The 17,321-nt window shown below is 69.2% G+C and carries 25 protein-coding genes; 17 read left to right on the top strand and 8 right to left on the bottom strand.

Annotated features, from left to right (window positions below; genetic code table 11):
• Nucleotides 1–22: 22 nt before the first annotated feature.
• Entirely contained in the window at nt 23–562 is a 540-nt protein-coding gene (locus NO998_RS01715) for a cob(I)yrinic acid a,c-diamide adenosyltransferase (RefSeq protein ID WP_267645267.1), read from the bottom strand.
• Nucleotides 559–798: a glutathione S-transferase N-terminal domain-containing protein gene (locus tag NO998_RS01720; protein WP_267645268.1), complete on the bottom strand. Its 240-nt coding sequence runs from the start codon at nt 796–798 to the stop codon at nt 559–561. Before NO998_RS01720 ends, NO998_RS01715 begins: the two co-directional genes overlap by 4 nt.
• A 153-nt stretch (nt 799–951) precedes the next feature.
• On the opposite strand from NO998_RS01720, the gene NO998_RS01725 reads away from it, so the two are divergent.
• Both NO998_RS01725 and NO998_RS01730 read left to right on the top strand, forming a co-directional pair.
• Nucleotides 952–1,614 (top strand): DUF998 domain-containing protein, encoded by a 663-nt coding sequence (locus NO998_RS01725; protein ID WP_267645269.1) that lies wholly within the window; start codon nt 952–954, stop codon nt 1,612–1,614.
• Nucleotides 1,615–1,677: 63 nt separating this feature from the next.
• The gene (locus tag NO998_RS01730; protein WP_267645270.1) at nt 1,678–1,845 is read left to right on the top strand and encodes a DUF7838 family putative zinc beta-ribbon protein; all 168 of its coding nucleotides are present in this window, start codon (nt 1,678–1,680) and stop codon (nt 1,843–1,845) included.
• Between the two features lie 24 nt (nt 1,846–1,869).
• Here the strand turns inward: NO998_RS01730 and gcvPB are convergent, their stop codons facing one another.
• From gcvPB to gcvT, 5 genes are all read right to left on the bottom strand, one after another.
• Nucleotides 1,870–3,300 carry an aminomethyl-transferring glycine dehydrogenase subunit GcvPB gene (gene gcvPB, locus NO998_RS01735; protein ID WP_267645271.1) on the bottom strand — a complete coding sequence of 477 codons (1,431 nt, stop codon included), beginning with the start codon at nt 3,298–3,300 and terminating at the stop codon, nt 1,870–1,872.
• On the bottom strand, nt 3,297–4,619 hold the full coding sequence (gcvPA, locus tag NO998_RS01740; protein WP_267645272.1) for an aminomethyl-transferring glycine dehydrogenase subunit GcvPA: 1,323 nt from the start codon (nt 4,617–4,619) through the stop codon (nt 3,297–3,299). The genes gcvPB and gcvPA overlap by 4 nt, the downstream gene beginning before the upstream one ends.
• A 129-nt stretch (nt 4,620–4,748) precedes the next feature.
• Complete coding sequence (locus NO998_RS01745; protein ID WP_267645274.1) at nt 4,749–5,078, bottom strand: hypothetical protein; 330 nt, start codon at nt 5,076–5,078, stop codon at nt 4,749–4,751.
• Nucleotides 5,079–5,157: 79 nt separating this feature from the next.
• Nucleotides 5,158–5,538, bottom strand: a complete 381-nt coding sequence (gene gcvH, locus NO998_RS01750; protein WP_267645275.1) for a glycine cleavage system protein GcvH — start codon at nt 5,536–5,538, stop codon at nt 5,158–5,160.
• On the bottom strand, nt 5,535–6,644 hold the full coding sequence (gene gcvT / locus NO998_RS01755) for a glycine cleavage system aminomethyltransferase GcvT (RefSeq protein ID WP_267645276.1): 1,110 nt from the start codon (nt 6,642–6,644) through the stop codon (nt 5,535–5,537). The genes gcvH and gcvT overlap by 4 nt, the downstream gene beginning before the upstream one ends.
• 110 nt (nt 6,645–6,754) lie before the next feature.
• Here gcvT and NO998_RS01760 point away from each other — a divergent pair, with 110 nt between their 5' ends.
• The 6 genes from NO998_RS01760 to NO998_RS01785 all read left to right on the top strand — a co-directional run bounded on the left by NO998_RS01760 (nt 6,755) and on the right by NO998_RS01785 (nt 10,198).
• Complete coding sequence (locus NO998_RS01760) at nt 6,755–7,042, top strand: hypothetical protein (RefSeq protein WP_267645277.1); 288 nt, start codon at nt 6,755–6,757, stop codon at nt 7,040–7,042.
• Entirely contained in the window at nt 7,039–7,509 is a 471-nt protein-coding gene (locus NO998_RS01765) for a hypothetical protein (protein WP_267645278.1), read from the top strand. The genes NO998_RS01760 and NO998_RS01765 overlap by 4 nt, the downstream gene beginning before the upstream one ends.
• Nucleotides 7,499–8,041 carry a DUF7504 family protein gene (locus NO998_RS01770; RefSeq protein ID WP_267645279.1) on the top strand — a complete coding sequence of 181 codons (543 nt, stop codon included), beginning with the start codon at nt 7,499–7,501 and terminating at the stop codon, nt 8,039–8,041. Before NO998_RS01765 ends, NO998_RS01770 begins: the two co-directional genes overlap by 11 nt.
• Nucleotides 8,042–8,120: 79 nt before the next feature.
• On the top strand, nt 8,121–8,495 hold the full coding sequence (locus NO998_RS01775; RefSeq protein WP_267645280.1) for a translation initiation factor IF-5A: 375 nt from the start codon (nt 8,121–8,123) through the stop codon (nt 8,493–8,495).
• The gene (locus NO998_RS01780; protein ID WP_267645281.1) at nt 8,496–9,350 is read left to right on the top strand and encodes an arginase family protein; all 855 of its coding nucleotides are present in this window, start codon (nt 8,496–8,498) and stop codon (nt 9,348–9,350) included. It abuts the gene before it with no gap.
• A 26-nt stretch (nt 9,351–9,376) separates the two neighbouring features.
• The gene (locus NO998_RS01785) at nt 9,377–10,198 is read left to right on the top strand and encodes an MBL fold metallo-hydrolase (protein ID WP_267645282.1); all 822 of its coding nucleotides are present in this window, start codon (nt 9,377–9,379) and stop codon (nt 10,196–10,198) included.
• A 13-nt stretch (nt 10,199–10,211) separates the two neighbouring features.
• Here the strand turns inward: NO998_RS01785 and NO998_RS01790 are convergent, their stop codons facing one another.
• Nucleotides 10,212–11,165 carry a DUF5787 family protein gene (locus tag NO998_RS01790; RefSeq protein ID WP_267645283.1) on the bottom strand — a complete coding sequence of 318 codons (954 nt, stop codon included), beginning with the start codon at nt 11,163–11,165 and terminating at the stop codon, nt 10,212–10,214.
• 130 nt (nt 11,166–11,295) lie between these two features.
• Here NO998_RS01790 and NO998_RS01795 point away from each other — a divergent pair, with 130 nt between their 5' ends.
• The 9 genes from NO998_RS01795 (at nt 11,296) to NO998_RS01835 (ending at nt 17,319) form a co-directional block, all read left to right on the top strand.
• Complete coding sequence (locus NO998_RS01795; RefSeq protein ID WP_267645284.1) at nt 11,296–12,531, top strand: translation initiation factor IF-2 subunit gamma; 1,236 nt, start codon at nt 11,296–11,298, stop codon at nt 12,529–12,531.
• Entirely contained in the window at nt 12,528–12,914 is a 387-nt protein-coding gene (locus tag NO998_RS01800; RefSeq protein ID WP_267645285.1) for a type II toxin-antitoxin system VapC family toxin, read from the top strand. The genes NO998_RS01795 and NO998_RS01800 overlap by 4 nt, the downstream gene beginning before the upstream one ends.
• Nucleotide 12,915: 1 nt before the next feature.
• Entirely contained in the window at nt 12,916–13,482 is a 567-nt protein-coding gene (locus NO998_RS01805) for a DNA-directed RNA polymerase (RefSeq protein WP_267645286.1), read from the top strand.
• Nucleotides 13,483–13,680 carry a transcription elongation factor subunit Spt4 gene (gene spt4 / locus NO998_RS01810; protein ID WP_267645287.1) on the top strand — a complete coding sequence of 66 codons (198 nt, stop codon included), beginning with the start codon at nt 13,483–13,485 and terminating at the stop codon, nt 13,678–13,680. It abuts the gene before it with no gap.
• A 1-nt stretch (nt 13,681) separates the two neighbouring features.
• A complete protein-coding gene (locus NO998_RS01815; protein WP_267645288.1) occupies nt 13,682–14,212 on the top strand; it encodes a GTP-dependent dephospho-CoA kinase family protein in 531 nt (176 codons plus the stop codon).
• 94 nt (nt 14,213–14,306) lie between these two features.
• The gene (locus tag NO998_RS01820; RefSeq protein ID WP_267645289.1) at nt 14,307–14,624 is read left to right on the top strand and encodes a 30S ribosomal protein S24e; all 318 of its coding nucleotides are present in this window, start codon (nt 14,307–14,309) and stop codon (nt 14,622–14,624) included.
• Nucleotides 14,625–14,630: 6 nt separating this feature from the next.
• Nucleotides 14,631–16,214 (top strand): bifunctional N(6)-L-threonylcarbamoyladenine synthase/serine/threonine protein kinase, encoded by a 1,584-nt coding sequence (locus NO998_RS01825; RefSeq protein WP_267645290.1) that lies wholly within the window; start codon nt 14,631–14,633, stop codon nt 16,212–16,214.
• Nucleotides 16,215–16,262: 48 nt separating this feature from the next.
• Nucleotides 16,263–16,550, top strand: coding sequence for a DUF5808 domain-containing protein (locus NO998_RS01830; protein ID WP_267645291.1), 288 nt, complete (start codon nt 16,263–16,265; stop codon nt 16,548–16,550).
• 145 nt (nt 16,551–16,695) lie between these two features.
• Nucleotides 16,696–17,319 (top strand): non-canonical purine NTP pyrophosphatase, encoded by a 624-nt coding sequence (locus tag NO998_RS01835; RefSeq protein ID WP_267645293.1) that lies wholly within the window; start codon nt 16,696–16,698, stop codon nt 17,317–17,319.
• Nucleotides 17,320–17,321 lie beyond the last annotated feature (2 nt).

The raw sequence follows: 17,321 nt of genomic DNA on the forward strand, positions 1-17,321 counted from the left end.
GTCAAAAAGTCTTGTCGCCGGCTCAGTACGTCGGCGACTCCTCGGGGACGCCCTCGCGCTGGTTCACGAGGCGTGCAGCGGTGAACAGGTAGTCCGAGAGGCGGTTCAGGTAGCGAATCGCCTCCGCGTTGACCACTTCGCGCTCCTGTTCGCCGAGCGCGACGGCGCGGCGTTCGGCCCGGCGGGTGACCGCCCGCGCGTGGTGGAGACGCGCGCCGGCGTCGCCGCCGCCCGGGAGGACGAACGACGTGAGCGGCTCCAGTTCCTCGTCGGCCTCGTCGATCCAACCCTCCAACTCCGCCACGTCGTCGGCGTCGACCTGCGGGTCGCCCTCGCCGGTGTCGGGGTTGGCGAACTCCGCCTGCACGACGTGGAGGCAGTTCTGGACCTGCTTGAGGTGACCGTCCACGTCCTCGTGGCCCGTGGGTCGGACCCGGCCGACGAGCGTGTTGGCCTCGTCGACGGTGCCGTAGGCCTCGATGCGGTGGCTGGTCTTCGAGACGCGTTCGGCGTTCCCGAGGTCCGTTTCACCCTCGTCGCCGCGGCCGGTGTAGACCGTCACGCGAGGGTCCGCTCCACGTACTCGAGGATGTTCGCGCTCTCGGCCATCGTGACGCCGTGGGCCTCGTCGACGAGGACGGGCACCGCGCGCTGATTGCTCACGCGGGCGACCTCGTCCCGGTCGGAGTGGAGCGCGTCGACCCAGACGGTGTCGTACTCGATGCCGTGTTCCTCCAGCGCGTCGTGGACCTTCTCGCACCAGGGACAACCGTCCAGTGCGTACAGCGTGATGGACATGGACGGTGGTTGGGCGGGCCGGGGCAAGTAGCTTGTTACGGCGGCGACCGGGGGCGGCCCTCGCGGTTTCGGGCCGGCGTCGATGGGGCGTCGACGCGCCGAGCGCTCCGGGGGAAAACTATGTGTTCTCTCGAAAACACGTATACTCTGATAATGAGTGCTACCGACAGCTTCCGGTCCCGGTTCGGGTTCTCCGACACCTCCACGGCGGGCTTTGGCCTGACGTTGGCGGGCTTCATCGGCTTCATGGGGATCATCACGGCCGAAGTCCTCTACCCGGACTACTCGACCAGACAGGACATCAGCGACCTCGGCTCGACCCGCCCGCCGAACCCCGTGATCCACGAGCCCTCGGCGACGATCTTCAACAGCACCATGCTCCTGACGGGGGCGATGGTCGTCGTCTCCGCGTACTTCCTCTACCGCGCGGTCGACCGCCGTGGGTTTCCCCTCGCGCTCGGCGTGTTCGGGTTCGCCGCCTTCGGCGTCGGCGTGTTCCCGGGGAACATGGCCCCGTGGCACGGCTTGTTCGCCATGCTCACGTTCTTCAGCGGCGGGATCACCGCCGTCCTCTCTGCACGACTCGTCCCACGACCGATGTCGTTTCTCACCGCGCTGTTCGGCGGCATCTCCCTCCTCGTGCTCCTCAGCGTCTTCTTCTACGGGCTGGTGGTCGGTGGCCCCAGCCCCCTCGAACCCCTCGGGGCGGGGGGAATCGAGCGCTGGGTCGTCTACCCGATCATCCTCTGGCTCCCCGTCTTCGGCGGCTATCTGTTGGCCGAACCGACCGAGCCGTTCGTGAGCGCCCACGAGTAGTCGACGGCCGCTGGGGCCGTCGAAACGATATCTTCAACAGGGAGACGGGCGAATCCCGGGGGTATGAGCCTCGAAACCGAACACGAGTGTCCCGAGTGTGGCGGCACCCGGACGTTCTGGAAGGTCGCGGCGATGAACCTCCACCTCGGCAAGAAGGTCAAGTGGCACTGTGAGGACTGCGACTACGGCTACATCCAGATCGACGGGATCAGCACCGAACTGTCCGCCTGAAAGCGGCCGAGACGGTTTCCCGTACTACTCCTCCAGCGCCTGCCACGAGAGCCGCGGGTCCCGCGCGGCGCTCGTCTGGTCGATGCGTTTTGCGGTCGTCCGGCTCGGGGCGTCGTGGCGCTCCTCGTCGGTCGAACCGAGCGCGGCGTCGAAGGCGGCCGCGAGTTCGTCGAGGGACTGCTTGCTCTCGATCTCGGTCGGCTCGGTGAGCATCGCCTCTGGCACCATCTCGGGCCAGTTCGTCGTCGGCGGGTGCACGCCGAAGTCGAGCATCCGCTTTGCCACGTCGGCGGCGGCGGCGTCGCCGGCCGTCGCGGCGAACTCGTGGTGGAACGGGCCGTAGGGCACCTCCAGATCGACCTGTTCGGCGAGGTAGTTCGCGTTCAACACGGCCTTCGCGCTCGCGTCGGCCAGCCCCGAGTCACCCAGTCGAGCGATGTAGGCGTAGGCCTTCACGAGCACGAGCCAGTTGCCCTGGAAGCCGTGGACGCGCTCGATGGCGTCCTCGCTCTCGCCGAACTCGTAGCCCGACTCGGTCTCCTCGATCCGGGGGTTCGGGAGGTAGGGTTCGAGTTCCTCGACGACGCCGACGGGGCCGGCGCCGGGACCGCCGCCGCCGTGGGGGGTGGCGAACGTCTTGTGGACGTTGTAGTGCATGATGTCGAAGCCCATGTCGCCCGGCCGGGCGCGGCCCAGCAGGGCGTTGAGGTTCGCGCCGTCGTAGTAGAGCAGGCCGCCGGCGTCGTGGACGACGTCGGCGATCTCCTCGATGTCGCGCTCGAACAGCCCCACCGTGTTGGGGTTGGTGAGCATCAGCGCCGCCGTGTCAGAAGAGACGGCGGCTTCCAGCGCTTCCATGTCGACGCGGCCGTCCTCGCCGGAGGGGAGTTCGACCACGTCGTAGCCCGCGAGCGCCGCCGTCGCGAAGTTGGTGCCGTGGGCGGAACTCGGGATCAGCACCTCGCTGCGGTCCTCGCCGTTGGCGCGGTGGTACGCCCGGGCAACGGCGATGCCGGTGAACTCGCCCGCGGCGCCGGCCGGCGGCTGGAGCGTCACCGCGTCCATGCCGCCGATGCGTGCGAGGTAGTCCTGCAGCCCCGCGAGCAGGCCGAGCGTCCCCTGCACCGACGACGCCGAGCGGTCGGGGTGGACCGCCGCGTTCGGGTCGGCGGCCACGTCCTCGGTCACCGGGGGGTTGTACTTCATCGTACACGAGCCCAGCGGGTAGGGCCCGGACTCGATGCTCCAGTTCATCTGAGAGAGCCGGGTGTAGTGCCGCGCTAGCTCCGGTTCCTCGGGGTTCGGGAGCGTCAGGTCGTCCCGGGTCAGGTCGTCGGGGAGCACGCCCTCGGACTCGACGGTCTCGCTGCGCTTCTCCGACAGCAGCGGTTCGTTCTCCTCGTCGCTGACGGCGTAGACGGCCTGGTCGTAGGTTCGTGGTTCGTTCTCGCTCATGCTGCCACCTCCTCGAACGCGGCGACGAGGTCGTCGGCCGCGTGGGCGTTCGCGTCGGTGATACAGACCTGCAGCCGATGGTCGCCGATCACGTGGACGGCGAAGCCTTCCTCCTCCAGATCGTCGGCGATGGCCTGCGCGGGCTGGTCGGTACCGACGACGAACTCGCGGAAGTGGTGACGGTCGTCGACGGGTGCCTGCAGCCCCGTCACGTCATCGATGTCAGCGGCGAGGTCACGGGCGAGCGTCACGCAGTCCTCCGCGAGGCCGACGAGGCCGTCGGCGCCGAGGTAGGCGGCGTGCATCGCCGCCCGCAGGGCCACCCACGCCTGATTTGTGCAGATGTTCGAGGTCGCGCGCTGCTTGCGGATGTGCTGTTCGCGGGTCTGGAGGGTGAGCGTGTAGGCCCGCGTGCCGTCGGCGTCCTCGCTGGCGCCGACGAGCCGGCCCGGCACCTGTCGGAGGAACTCCTCGTCACACGCGAAGAGGCCGAGCCCCATGCCGTAGGCGGCGGGGAGGCCGAGCACGCCGGCCTCGCCGACGACTACGTCGGCGCCGACGCTCGCGGGCTCCTCGAGGATCGACAGCGCGACCGGGTCCGAGCCGAGACAGAACATCGCGCCCTCGGCGTCGGCGATCTCGCCGATCTCGGCGAGGTTGGGCTCGATGCAGCCCCGGACCGTCGGGGTCTCGGCGTAGACGAACACGGTATCCTCGCCAACCGCGTCGTCGAGCGCGTCGACATCGGCGGTGCCGTTCTCGATCGGGTACGTCTCGATGCGGAGGTCCGAGCCGTCGACGTAGTTCGCGAGCACGGAACGCTTCCCCTCGCGGAGGTTCTCGGGGACGAGCACGACCTCGCCGTCGACGCTCCGGACGCGGTCGGCGAGCAGCGCGGCCTCGCCCAGCGCGGTGGCGGCGTCGTACATCGAGCAGTTGGCGATCCCGAGGCCGGTCAGTTCGACGAGCATCGACTGGTACTCGAACAGCGCCTGCAGGAACCCCTGCGTGATCTCGGGCTGGTACTGGGTGTAGGACGTGAGGAACTCCGAGCGCGAGGAGAGGCTGTCGACGACGCTCGGGACGTAGTGCTCGTAGTGGCCGCGGCCGAGGAACTCCGTCAGGTCGTCGTTTCGGCCGAGCAGGTCGGCCATCTCCCGGCGCAGTTCCTGCTCGCTCCGGGGTTCGATCCCGAACTCGCCGTCGAACGCGACTGGCTCCGGGATGTCGAACAGCGCGGCCTCGTCGGCGGCGCCGACGGCGTCGAGCATCGCGGCGGTTTCGGCGTCGGTGTGGGGGGCGTACGGGCTCCCGCTCATCGTCCGCCTCCGTGGTGAGAACTGCCGTGCATCTATGGTTCGCGGGAGGGACTTGGGGGACAAAGACGTGCCGAATCCGGCCCGCGAGGGCGGGTAGCTGTGCAGGGACGTGCGAAAAAGCCGACGTGATCAGTTACCGGCGCTCCCGCCCTCGAAGGAGGCGAAGTTCACGACGACGAACAGCGCCAACAGGGCGACGCCGACGGCGGCGAAGGCGACCGACGCCGTCCGGCAGCCCTCCGCTGACAGTTCGGTGTGTTCGACGGCCCACGGCGTGGCGAAGACCCCCGAGAGCAGTAGGCAGAGTCCCGAGACGGCCAGCCAGCCGCCGGCCAGCGGCGAGGCGAGGAAGGCGAAGGCGCCGTAGGCAAGCAGGACGACGCCGAGGGAGCCGACGACGACGGCGAGGAAGCCGGGACCGGACGGACGCTGGGTGGAGCGGGTACTCACGGTACTCATGCGGGACTATCGGTCGCTCGGGAGATATTCGTTGCGGGCCGAGGGGTCGCACGGCGGAAAACCGCGGGTGGTGCCGAACTCAGGCGATCTGCTCGCCGTACTCGTCGGCGTCCATCAGGTCCTCGAACTCGCTTTCGTCGCTCGGTTCGATCTCCAGCAGCCAGCCGTCGCCGTAGGGGTCCTCGTTGACCAGTTCGGGCTGGTCGCGGAGTTTCTCGTTGACGGCGACGACCTCGCCGGAAACCGGAGCGTAGAGGTCCGAGACGGCCTTGATGGACTCGACGACGCCGAACGCCTCGTCGTGGGTGATCGTGTCGCCCTCGTCGGGCAGTTCGACGAACACCACGTCGCCGAGTTCGTCCTGTGCGAAGTCGGAGATGCCGACCCGCGTCGGCTCGTCGGTGGTCGCCCATTCGTGCGATGCGAGGTACTTCCGGTCGTCGGGAACGTCGAAGCTCATTTGTCGATGAAGGGGGGTGTGGTGACTGTCGCGCGTTTCTCGTCGCCGCGGACGACGACGCCGACCTCGGTGCCGTCGTCGGCCAGTTCCGTCGGGAGGTAGCCCAGCGCGATGGCCTCGTTCAGCGTCGGGCTCATCGTCCCGCTGGTGACCTCGCCGACGGGCTCGCCGTCGTGGGTGATCTCGTAGCCGTGGCGGGCGATCCCGCGCTCCTGTAGGACGAGCCCGGTGAACTGCTCCTCGACGCCGACCTCCTGCTGGGCGGCCAGCGCGTCGCGGCCGACGAACTCGGTGTCGAGGTCCACCGCGAAGCCGATGCCGGCCTCGAAGGGCGTCCGGGGGTTCTCCTCGGGGTCGAAGTCCTGTCCGGAGAGGAGAAAGCCCATCTCCATCCGGAGGGTGTCACGGGCGCCGAGCCCGCAGGGCTGGCAGTCGAACGCCGCCCAGACCGCCTCCGCGTCGTCGACGGGGCAGAGCACTTCGACGCCGTCCTCGCCGGTGTAGCCCGTGCGGGCCACCAGACAGTCCGCGCCGGCGACCGTCGCCTCGGTGATCGAGAACCGCCCGAGGTCGGCGATGTCGTCGCTCTCCTCGGCGAGTGGGGCGCCGACGGACTCGACGGCGTCGACGGTCAGGTCCATCGCTTCGGGGCCCTGAACCGCGAACATCGCCCAGTCCTCGGTCTCGTTCGTGACCCGAGCGTCGAGGTCGGTCTCGTCGCGGTAGTCGACCCAGTGCTGCTCGGCCTCCTCGTCGTGGCCGGCGTTCGGGACGAAGAGGTAGCTCCCGTCGGGGAGCGCGTAGGTCATCGTGTCGTCGTGGATGACGCCGTCCTCGTCGGTGATACAGCCGTACTGGGCGCCGCCGGGACCGAGCGAGGAGACGTCGTTGGTCGTGAGCCGCTGCATCAGGGTCTCGGCGTCGGGACCGTCGACGCGTATCTCACCCATGTGAGACACGTCGAAGATCCCGGCGGCCTCCCGAACGGCGGCGTGTTCGGCCCGGATGGAGTCGAACTCCACGGGCATCTCCCAGCCGCCGAAGTCGGTGAACCCCGCACCGCGGTCCTCGTGGACCGGGTAGAGCGGTGGTCGCCGTGTGGCCATGGTGGCCCCTTACGTGGCGGGAAGTAATGTCTTGCCATCCGCGCGACTCCTGAAACGTCGCTGATGTGTGGTCACAAGCGATAACTGCTCGACGGACACAGACACGTGTCGTGCCGCCGCTCGTCGATCTCTTCCGGCTTGGCCAACTCCTCGTGCTCTCGGCGACGCTCCCCATCGCCGTCATCGCCGCCCGGGGCTACCGCGGGACGCCCTTCGGCCGTGTCGTCCTGCCGCTCGTTCCGATCACCGTCGCCTACCTCTCCATCGCGGCGACGAAGCTGGTGGCGCCGGCCGCGAGCGCCGACGCCAGTCGACTGCTCGGCACCGTTGCTGTCGCCCTCATGGCGTGGACCGCCGTGCAAGCGATCCTGCTGTTGAGCGGCCGGAGGCTGCTATGAGCACACACGCGCTAGTCTTGGTCCAGACGGCCCTGCTCGTCGGCATCTCGCTGGCGATCATCTACCCGGTCGTCGCCTACTCCCGATCGGTGCTCCACACTGAGGCCATCGTCACCCTCGCGGCGTCGATGCTCACGTTCACCGCGGGCGCGCTGATCGAGGAGGCGATGGGGATGGCCGTCGTCGCCGAGGGGGTGTACTTCCTCTCGGCGGTCTCGTTCGGCGGCTCGGTCTGGCTGTTCGCCCGGGAGTTCGTCAGCCCCGGGGAGTCGGGGTTCGGCGCCGACGACGGACCAGAACCGGGCGCCGGCCCGCGTTTCTCCGACGTGTCGGAGTCCCGCGCCGAAGGCGGGTTCGCCGAGGCGTCCGAGGCGGAACCGGCAGCGACCGAGGGCTTCTCAAGCGCGCCCGAGGACGACGTTTCGGGGGGCTTCGCCGGCGCCACGGAGGATGGGGATGGCGAGTAGCGACGGCCGGCACGAGCCGGTCCCGGAGCTGTCGCTGGCGCCGAGCGAGGCCGCCTTGGCCGAGTTGCGGAACCGTGACAGCCCCGTTCCGTACCTCCCGCCGTCGGCGTACGAGAACCTGCTCGTCGTCACTGTCGACACCCCGGCGGCCGTCGAGGACGCCGTCCGGCGCGCTGGGGGCGACCCCAAGAACGTCGGCGTCGTCCCCGTCTCGGCGTCGCCAGTGACCTACGACGGCCCGTGTTGGACCGCCGACCGCGTCTCGCCGTCGGACCTGACGGGGATCAGTATCCAGTTCGCCCGCGGGGAGCGCTACTTGCGCGACGGCGCGGGCTGGGTCGTCGTCGACGGCCTCGGGACGCTCCTGATGTACGCCGAGGGCGAGAAGCTCTACCGTCTGCTCTCCCACCTCGTCTCGCGGAGCCGCCAGCGCGAACTGCGCCACGTCACCGGAATCACGACGGCGACGGTGGCCCAGGAGACGCTCGCGCGGTTCCGTGGGCTCCACGACCGGGCCGTTCCCCTCGAGTAGCTTCCACCGGATCGCGGCCTCCGCCGGCCGTTGGCGCCGTTCCAAACGGTTTATACCCCTCACCCGGGAACTCGCAGGCATGGCGAAAGAGCAGAAGCAGGTGCGTGAACTGCAGGAGGGTAGCTACGTGATGATGGACGAGTCCCCCTGCCAGATCAACCACTACAGCACCGCCAAGCCCGGGAAACACGGCAGCGCGAAGGCCCGTATCGAGGGGAAGGGCGTCTTCGACGAGAAGAAGCGCAGCCTCTCCCAGCCCGTCGACGCCAAGGTGTGGGTCCCGATCGTCGAGCGGAAGGGTGGGCAGGTCGTCTCCGTCGACGGCAACGACGCGCAGGTCATGGACCTCGACACCTTCGAGACGTTCACGATGCGCATGCCCGAGGACGAGAGCCTCTCGCCGGACGACGAGATCGAGTACCTCGAGTACGAAGGCCAGCGAAAGATCGTATAGATGGGGTTCCCCGGCGCCGTCGCCGACCTCGAGGCCGCCGACTACGCGGTCGTCGGCGCGCCACTCGACACGTCGACGACGTTCCAGCCGGGAACCCGGTTCGGCCCGGAGCGGATCCGGCGCTTCTCGCGGTCCTACGACGACTACGACCGCCTCACAGACCAGTACTTCTCCGACTGCGCCGTCCACGACGCCGGCGACGTGCGGGCGTGGGACGACGCGGTCGAGTACCTCGAGTTCCTCGGCGGCAGCCTCGCCGACCACCACCGTGACGGCGCCGTGCCGCTCCTGTTGGGCGGCGAGCACACCGTCACGGCCGCCGGCGTCCGCGCGACCGACCCCGACGTGCTGGTCGTGCTCGACGCCCACCTCGACCTTCGTGACGACTACGACGGCAACCCGTGGAGCCACGCGGCCGTCGTCCGCCGTGCACTCGACGGCGACCCGGAGAGCGCGCCGCTCTCGACCGTCTCGGGTACCGCCGACCACGCGGTGATCATCGGCGCCCGCACCGGCTCGAAAGCCGAGTGGGAACGCGCCGAGCGCGACGACGTGACCGTCGTTTCCCCCGAGGACGCCGCCGACTGGGAGCCCGATTTCGCGGACGAGTCGGTCTACCTCTCGGTCGACATCGACGGCGCCGACCCGGCGTTCGCGCCCGGAACCGGCACGATGGAGCCGTTCGGGCTCTCCCCTCGGGAGATGCGCGACGTGGTTCGCGCCGTCGCGCCCCACGCTGTCGGCTTCGACACCGTCGAGGTCAACGACCGCGACGACGGGCAGGCCGCCGCGCTGGCGGGCAAACTGCTCAAGGAGTTCGTCCTTTCGCACGCCGACGGCTACCCGGAGGACTAAGGCCTCTCCCCTCACCCCTTCGGCTGATGCGCGTCACCCTCCTCGGGACGGGCGACACGACCGGAACGCCGACGGTCGGCTGTGACTGTGCCACCTGCGAGCGCGCCCGTAGCCGCGGGGTCGAGCGTTCGCGGTTCTCGGTCCACGTCGAGAACGAACGCACCGGCGAGTGCCTGCTGATCGACGCCTCGCCGGACTTCCGCCACCAGTTCGCCGAAACGGGCGCCGACCTCCCCGACGCCGCCGTCATCACCCACATCCACTTCGACCACCTCGACGGCCTGGGGAACTTCTACCGCCTGCTCGACGACCTGCCGGTCCACGCCGCCAGCGAGGTCGACCCCTTCACCGGCGAGAGCGTCGCCGCTTCGATCCGTGGGCGCTACGACTACCTCGACGTGGTCGAAGTCCACGGGGAGGAACCCCTGACGACCTTCTCTGCCTGTGGGTTCGACCTCACGCTCGTCCCCGTCGAACACCCGCCGATGGCCTGCTACGGGCTGGTCGTCGAGGACCCCGAGACCGGCGCGAAGCTCTCGCTCTCGGGCGACACGAGTTACGACATCCCCGAGGCGTCCCGGGAGGCCCTCCACGACCCGGACCTCCTGCTGGCCGACGCCATCGTCCCGGCGTCGCTGGCGTCGAAACACCCGATGGGCGGTTCGGACGTGGTGGACGGCGTCCCGATGACGTTCGGCACCAAGCACATGACCCGCGAGGGAGCGATCAGGCTCGGCGAGGACCTCGACGCCGGCGAGACGCGGCTGGTCCACCTCGCCCACTACTACCCCGTCACCGAGGCGTTCGAGGAGCCGTTGGCCGTCGACGGCGAACTGTACGAGCTCTAACCGCACTAGGCGTCTAAAACTGATCCAGCCCGCTCTGTCGGCGCACGACGCCCGACGGGTCACGTACCCACGGGCTGCGCTCGTCACGCAGTTCCTCGTGGTCCACGTCGAGCACCTCCCCGGCCTCGTAGCCCGGACAGTCGGTGCTGCAGTCGCTGCCGGGGGCGATCAGGCGTTCGTGGAACGAACACTCGGGGACGCCGTCGTCAGTCGCCGAGCAGTTCACACAGCCCGGGAACCCGGCCGGGCGCCAGCCCTTCCCCCACGCCCGCTCGGCGATCCGGCGGCGACGGCGGGCCTTGGCGTCGGCGTCGATGATCGCCACGTCGGTCCGGAGCGGTTCCTCCCGGCGGATCTCGACGCCCGGCTCGTCGACGGCGAGCGGCGACGCTTCACGGACGACTTCGCGCTCGCCGGTCGCGGGGTCGAACCGCCAGACGCCGACGGCCTCGGGGATGCGATTCAGGTGCGCGCCGGTCACGTAGCTCTCGGTCGCGAGCCAGACTTCGTCGAACAGGGCGAGGGCGGCGTCGAAGCGGAGCTGGAAGTCCAGGTCGCCCGGCCGGCCGAGGTCGGGTTTGTTCTCGATGCCGACCAGCCGATCCACCCAGTCGGGGTAGCGTGCCGTCTGTCGGACGTAGGTGCGGCCGCCGCGGCGCCCGCGCTCGAAGAAGCCGATCTCGGCGGCGTGTTCGGCGACGCTTTCGGCGCGTTCGGGGCCGCAGTCGAGCGCGTCGGCGACGGGAACCGCCTCGCCGACGCCGACGTCGCCCTCGACGGCCAGCGGCGGGATCGTCTCGGGCGTGATCGCCGCGCGGTCGGTGACTCCGTCGCTCGGCACGACGCCGACGAGGTCCATCACGCGGGCGCCCGGCTCGTCGACGGCGGCGCCGAGTTGGCGGGCGAGCAGCCAGTCAGTGGCTGTTTCGAGGTGTGCCGCCAGTGCGAGTTCGAACGCGACTTCCACGGGGGGCGTGGGCGGGCGGCGGACAAAAGCCCGTCTCTCCGAGCGATCCGGGGGCCCTGAGGCCGGGAGAACAGCACCTTTATCAGTCGCTCGGGGCGAAATCAGGGTAGGATTCCTCTCAGGAGGTCATATGGTGACGGAGAACCCAACACAACCGGAGGTGAACATCGGACTGGTCGGCCACGTCGACCACGGGAAAACGACACTCGTGCAGGCGCTGAGTGGTTCGTGGACCGACAAGCACAGCGAAGAGATGAAACGCGGGATCTCCATTCGCCTCGGCTACGCCGACGCTACGCTGCGTCGGTGTCCCGAGGAGGAGGCCCCGGACTGCTACACCGTCGAGGAGCACTGCGACGAGCACGACGTCGATACCGAGGTCGTCCGCGACGTGTCGTTCGTCGACGCCCCGGGTCACGAGACCCTCATGGCGACGATGCTCTCGGGTGCAGCGATCATGGACGGTGCGGTGCTGGTCGTGAGCGCCACCGAGGACGTTCCGCAGGCCCAGACCGAGGAACACCTCATGGCACTCGACATCATCGGCATCGACAACGTCGTCATCGCCCAGAACAAGGTCGACCTCGTCGACAAGGACCGGGCGATGGAGAACTACCGCCAGATACAGGAGTTCGTCGAGGGGACGGTGGCCGAGGACGCCCCCGTGATCCCGATCAGCGCCCAGCAGGAGGTCAACATCGACCTGCTGATCGACGCGCTGGAGACGGAGATCCCGACGCCCGAACGGGACCCGACCGACGACTCCCGGATGTTCGTGGCACGGAGTTTCGACATCAACAAGCCCGGCACGACGGCCGACGACCTGCTCGGCGGCGTCGTCGGCGGGTCGCTCGTTCAGGGCACCCTCTCGGAGGACGACGAGATCGAACTCCGACCCGGCCGCGAGGTCGAGGAAGGTGGCCAGAGCGAGTGGCAGCCCATGACGACTGACGTGCGCTCGATCCAGGCCGGCGGCAGCCCCATCACGGAGGCGACGCCGGGCGGGCTGCTCGGCGTCGGGACGGGGCTGGACCCGTCCTACACCAAGGGTGACGCGCTGGCGGGACAGGTCGCCGGCGAACCCGGCACCCTGCCGCCGACGCTCGAGGGCTTCGAGATGGACGTGGAGCTACTCGACCGCGTCGTCGGCGAGAACGACGAGGTCGAGGAGATCTCGACGGGCGAGCCGCTGATGCTCACCGTCGGGACCGCGACGACCGTGGGCGCCGTCACCAGCGCCCGGAGCGGTGAGTGTGAGGTGTCGCTCAAGCGCCCCGTCTGTGCCGACCCCGGGGCGAAGATCGCGATCAACCGCCGCGTGGGCGCCCGCTGGCGACTCATCGGCATCGGCACCCTGAAGGAATGAGCGCGACGGCGGTGCTCGACACCAACGCCCTGATGATGCCGGTCGAACTCGACGTGCGCGTGTTCGACGAACTCGACCGGCTGCTCGGGGCGTACGAGCCCGTCACCACCGAAACGGTGCTCGCGGAGTTGGAGAAACTCCGTGCGGGCAACGGGACGGAGGGCACCGCCGCCGCCGTCGGCCGCGATTTGGCCGACCGCTGTCGTGTCGTGGAGACCGGAGAAGAGTACGCCGACGACGCCGTCGTCGCGGCCGCGCTGTCGGCCGACGGGACGGTGTACGCGGTGACGAACGACCGCCCGCTGCGTGACCGCCTGCTCGCCGCGGGCGTTGACGTAATCGGTTTAAGGGGGCGGAACACACTGGCGATAACTGAAACCTAGCATGTACAAACGGGTACGACTCAAGGACACGGTCGAGGTCCCGCCGCGGAACCTGGCCGACGTGACGGAAGCGCGGGTGCGAGCCCTGCTACAGGACAAGCTGGAGGGACGGATGGACGAGGACGTGGGGAGCGTCGTGAGCGTCGTCGAGGTCCACGAGATCGGCGACGGCGCCGTGCTCCCGAACCGACCGGGCGTCTACTACGAGGCCGAGTTCGACGCCATCACTTACGACCCGGACATGCAGGAGGTCGTCGACGGCACGGTCGTCGAAGTGGTCGAGTTCGGGGCGTTCGTCGGGATCGGCCCGATCGACGGGCTGCTCCACGTCTCCCAGATCTCCAACGAGTACCTCGCCTACGACGGCGAGAACCAACAGCTCGCATCGGGCGAGTCGAACAAGACCCTCGGCGTCGACGACGCCGTCAGGGTGCGCATCGTCACGAAGAGCATCGACGAGCGCAACCCCCGGGACTCCAAGATCGGACTCACGGCCAAGCAGCCCGGACTGGGCAAGCACCAGTGGCTCGCCGAGGAGTACGAGGAGCGAACCGAGGAGGGCGTCTAGATGGCCAAGCCGCGACTGGCGTGTCGGGAGTGCCACTACGTCAACGAGCCCGACAGCCAGAGCTGTGACTACTGTGGCTCCTCCAGCCTCACCGAGGACTGGGCGGGCTACGTGATCATCACCCACCCCGAGCAGAGCCAGGTGGCCGACGAGATGGAAGTCACCGAACCCGGCAGCTACGCGCTGAAGGTCCGGTAAGGTGCTGACGCTCCCCCCGGAGCTCCGCGAGGCGTTCAAGGAGCCGTTCGGCCCGCTGTTTACCGACGTCGAGCAACTGCTCTCGGAAGCGGAGACGCCCATCATCGCCGTCGGCGACATGGTCACCTACCACCTCCGACAGGCCGGTCACGAGCCACACGTCGCCGTCGTCGACGGGCTGACCGAGCGCGACGCGATTCCCGACGAGGTGCGTGCCGGACTCGAAGGGGCCGGTGACCGGCAGGTCGAACTGGTCAACGAGCCCGCAGCGCTCTCGCGTGACCTGCTGGTGGCGCTCCGCGACGCCGTCGACGCCGAGGAGCGCACGCTGCTGGTCGTCGAGGGCGAGGAGGACCTCGCCACGCTCCCGGCCGTGCTGGTGGCGCCGCTGGGTTCGAGCGTGGTCTACGGCCAACCCGGCGAGGGGATGGTGCTGATCCGCGTCACCGAGGCTGCCCGCGCCGAGATGCGGGACCTGTTGGTCCGGTTCGACGGCGACGCCGACGCGGCGTTGGCGACGCTGGGCGTGTAACGGGACCGATCAACCCCGCCCGACACCCAACAGGCCGACAGTAGCCCTTCGAAATCCTTTTGCCGTTTTCCGGCGCATCTTCGGGCAACTGACCATGGAGATCGAAATCATCGCCGAGGAGGAGAACCCGATGTTGCACCGTACCGACGTTCGCTTCGAGCTGACCCACGAGGAAGCCACGCCCTCGCGCCTGCAGGTCCGCGACAGCCTCGCGGCGACGCTGGACAAGGGGTCCGATGAGGTCGTGATCCGTAAGCTCGACACGAAGTTCGGGATGCGAAAGACCGTCGGCGACGCGAAGGTGTACGAGTCGGCCGACGACGCCCGCGACGTCGAGCAGGACCACATGCTCGAGCGAAACAAGATCGAGGCCGACGCGGACGCCGAAGAAGCGGCTGCGGACGGCGAGTAACGCCGGATGCGGGTTCTCGGTGTCGAGGGCACGGCGTGGTGTGCGAGTGCCGCCGTCCACGACACCGAGACCGACGAGACCCTTATCGAGTCAGACGCCTACGAACCGGAGAGCGGCGGCATTCACCCGCGCGAGGCCGCCGAACACATGGGCGACGCCATCCCGCGCGTGATCGAGACCGCCCTCGACCGATCCGGCGGCGACATCGACGCCGTCGCGTTCTCCCGCGGTCCGGGGCTCGGGCCGTGCCTGCGCGTCGCCGGCACCGCCGCGCGCGCGCTCGCCGGCACCCTCGACGTGCCACTCGTCGGCGTCAACCACATGGTGGCCCACCTCGAAATCGGCCGCCACGAGGCCGGCTTCGACTCGCCGGTCTGTCTGAACGCCTCCGGAGCCAACGCGCACCTGTTGGGCTTCCACGACGGCCGCTACCGCGTGCTCGGCGAGACGATGGACACCGGCGTCGGCAACGCCATCGACAAGTTCACGCGCCATCTCGGCTGGAGCCACCCCGGCGGGCCGAAAGTCGAGGAAGCCGCCAAGGACGGCGAGTACGTGGACCTACCCTACGTCGTCAAGGGGATGGACTTCTCCTTCTCGGGGCTGATGAGCGCTGCGAAGGACGCCGTCGACTGTGGGGAGCCGGTCGAGAACGTCTGTTTCTCCCTGCAGGAGCACGTCTTCGCCATGCTCACGGAAGTCAGCGAGCGCGCGCTCTCGCTGACGGGCAGCGACGAACTCGTCCTCGGTGGCGGCGTCGGCCAGAACGCCCGGCTTCGGGAGATGCTCGCGGAGATGTGCGAACAGCGCGGCGCCGAGTTCTACGCGCCCGAGCCGCGATTCCTCCGGGACAACGCCGGGATGATCGCCGTGCTGGGCGCCGAGATGGCCGCTGCGGGCGACACGATTCCGATCGCCGAGAGCGCAATCGACCCGAACTTCCGGCCCGATCAGGTGCCGGTGACGTGGCGCGAGGGCGAGTCCGTCGCCGTCGGCCGCGGCGTGTCGGCGGGCGGTCTCAGCGGCGACCGGCGCGGCGCCGAGGCCGTCGTCGACGTGCTCGACGACGAGGTGGTGAAACGCCGGATCCCGAAGAGCTACCGCCACCCAGAACTGGACGCGACGCTTCGTCGGGACCGGACCGTCTTGGAGGCGCGCCTCCTGAACGAGGCCCGGAAGGCTGGTGTGCCGACGCCGTTGGTCCACGACGCCGACGTGGCCGAGTCGACGCTGCGGCTCCAGCGTGTCGGCGAGTCCGACCTCGCTGAGGCGCTCACGCCCGAACGGGCTCGCGAACTCGGCGGACTGCTCGCCCGACTCCACGGCGCCGGGGTGGTTCACGGCGACCCGACGACGCGGAACGTCCGGGTCGGAGACCGGCTGTTCCTGATCGATTTCGGCTTGGGTTACCACTCGGGCCACCCCGAGGACCACGCGATGGACCTCCACGTGTTCGAGGGCTCCGTCGAGGGGACCGCGGCTGACCCCGAACCGATCTGTCGGGCGTTCGAGGCCGGCTACGCCGAGTTCGGGGAACCGGCGGTGCTCGAACGGCTCGCCGAAGTCCGGGACCGCGGGCGCTACCAGTAGCCGGACTCGGTCCAAAACGATTTATCGGCTCCGCTCCACGTTCCGGGTATGTCCGACAACGAGAGCGGCAAGCCCCAGTCCGGCGAGCTCTTCGGCATCCCGTACAACTTCGATCGACCGAGCATCGGCCGGATGCTCTCGGCGTACTGGCAGCCCGACAAGGGGATGCTGGTCGAGAAGCCCTTCGGCGTCGGCTACACGCTCAACCTCGCCAACTGGCGTTCCTGGATCGTCGTGCTCGTCGCCGGCGGCCTGCTCTGGCAGGAGACCCAGAAAGGCCGAGGGGGCGAGGTCAGCGACGAGGAACCGGTCGAAGTCATCGTGGACGACGACTGAAGCGCGGCGACGGTCGGCCGCAGTTCTGTGACGACTGAAGCGCGGCGACGGTCGGCCGCAGTTCCCTGACGACTGCGCCGCGCCGGCCCCGTCGTCGACGCCCGAACCGCACCCTTCTTTCCGGAACCACCCCCAGCCCCGGTAGATGCTGCGATACGTCACCACCAACGCCGGCAAGGTCCGCGAGGCCGAGGAGTACCTCGGCGACGGGATCTCCCAACTCGACTACGACTACACCGAGATCCAGAGCGACGACCTCGGAACCATCGCCGCTCGCGGCGCGCGCGAGGCCTACCGCCACGCCGGCGAACCGACCCTCGTCGACGACGCGGGCCTGTTCGTCCGCGCGCTCGACGGTTTCCCCGGGCCGTACTCCTCCTACGCCGAGGACACCATCGGCGTCGAACGCACGTGGGAGCTCGCCAGCCGCGAGGAGGACCGCGGCGCCTCGTTCCGCTGCGTGCTCGCGTACTGCGACGGCGAGGGGTTCGACGCCTCACCCGACCCTGTGGACAAGGACGACCGCGTCGCCGCTGCGGCGGCGGGTCCCGACGCGGACGGCGAGGCCGAGGCGCTGCCCGTGAAGCTCTTCGAGGGTCGCGTGCGCGGGACGCTCGTCGAACCGCGCGGCGAGGGCGGGTTCGGCTTCGACCCTATCTTCGAACACGAGGGGACGACGTTCGCCGAGATGGACGAAGCGGAGAAGAACGCCATCTCCCACCGCGGGCGGGCGCTGGCCAAGTTCGGGGAGTGGTACGCCGAGCGGTAGTG

It is taken from the genome of Halolamina litorea, assembly GCF_026616205.1.
Classification (GTDB): domain Archaea; phylum Halobacteriota; class Halobacteria; order Halobacteriales; family Haloferacaceae; genus Halolamina; species Halolamina litorea.

Excerpts from the sequence above, each read along its gene's own strand:
- NO998_RS01720 (WP_267645268.1), bottom strand. The coding sequence starts at position 798 with ATGTCCATCACGCTGTACGCACTGGACGGTTGTCCCTGGTGCGAGAAG.
- NO998_RS01725 (WP_267645269.1), top strand. The coding sequence starts at position 952 with ATGAGTGCTACCGACAGCTTCCGGTCCCGGTTCGGGTTCTCCGACACC.
- NO998_RS01730 (WP_267645270.1), top strand. The coding sequence starts at position 1,678 with ATGAGCCTCGAAACCGAACACGAGTGTCCCGAGTGTGGCGGCACCCGG.
- gcvPB (WP_267645271.1), bottom strand. The coding sequence starts at position 3,300 with ATGAGCGAGAACGAACCACGAACCTACGACCAGGCCGTCTACGCCGTC.
- gcvPA (WP_267645272.1), bottom strand. The coding sequence starts at position 4,619 with ATGAGCGGGAGCCCGTACGCCCCCCACACCGACGCCGAAACCGCCGCG.
- NO998_RS01745 (WP_267645274.1), bottom strand. The coding sequence starts at position 5,078 with ATGAGTACCGTGAGTACCCGCTCCACCCAGCGTCCGTCCGGTCCCGGC.
- gcvH (WP_267645275.1), bottom strand. The coding sequence starts at position 5,538 with ATGAGCTTCGACGTTCCCGACGACCGGAAGTACCTCGCATCGCACGAA.
- gcvT (WP_267645276.1), bottom strand. The coding sequence starts at position 6,644 with ATGGCCACACGGCGACCACCGCTCTACCCGGTCCACGAGGACCGCGGT.
- NO998_RS01765 (WP_267645278.1), top strand. The coding sequence starts at position 7,039 with ATGAGCACACACGCGCTAGTCTTGGTCCAGACGGCCCTGCTCGTCGGC.
- NO998_RS01770 (WP_267645279.1), top strand. The coding sequence starts at position 7,499 with ATGGCGAGTAGCGACGGCCGGCACGAGCCGGTCCCGGAGCTGTCGCTG.
- NO998_RS01775 (WP_267645280.1), top strand. The coding sequence starts at position 8,121 with ATGGCGAAAGAGCAGAAGCAGGTGCGTGAACTGCAGGAGGGTAGCTAC.
- NO998_RS01780 (WP_267645281.1), top strand. The coding sequence starts at position 8,496 with ATGGGGTTCCCCGGCGCCGTCGCCGACCTCGAGGCCGCCGACTACGCG.
- NO998_RS01785 (WP_267645282.1), top strand. The coding sequence starts at position 9,377 with ATGCGCGTCACCCTCCTCGGGACGGGCGACACGACCGGAACGCCGACG.
- NO998_RS01795 (WP_267645284.1), top strand. The coding sequence starts at position 11,296 with ATGGTGACGGAGAACCCAACACAACCGGAGGTGAACATCGGACTGGTC.
- NO998_RS01800 (WP_267645285.1), top strand. The coding sequence starts at position 12,528 with ATGAGCGCGACGGCGGTGCTCGACACCAACGCCCTGATGATGCCGGTC.
- NO998_RS01805 (WP_267645286.1), top strand. The coding sequence starts at position 12,916 with ATGTACAAACGGGTACGACTCAAGGACACGGTCGAGGTCCCGCCGCGG.
- spt4 (WP_267645287.1), top strand. The coding sequence starts at position 13,483 with ATGGCCAAGCCGCGACTGGCGTGTCGGGAGTGCCACTACGTCAACGAG.
- NO998_RS01820 (WP_267645289.1), top strand. The coding sequence starts at position 14,307 with ATGGAGATCGAAATCATCGCCGAGGAGGAGAACCCGATGTTGCACCGT.
- NO998_RS01825 (WP_267645290.1), top strand. The coding sequence starts at position 14,631 with ATGCGGGTTCTCGGTGTCGAGGGCACGGCGTGGTGTGCGAGTGCCGCC.
- NO998_RS01830 (WP_267645291.1), top strand. The coding sequence starts at position 16,263 with ATGTCCGACAACGAGAGCGGCAAGCCCCAGTCCGGCGAGCTCTTCGGC.
- NO998_RS01835 (WP_267645293.1), top strand. The coding sequence starts at position 16,696 with ATGCTGCGATACGTCACCACCAACGCCGGCAAGGTCCGCGAGGCCGAG.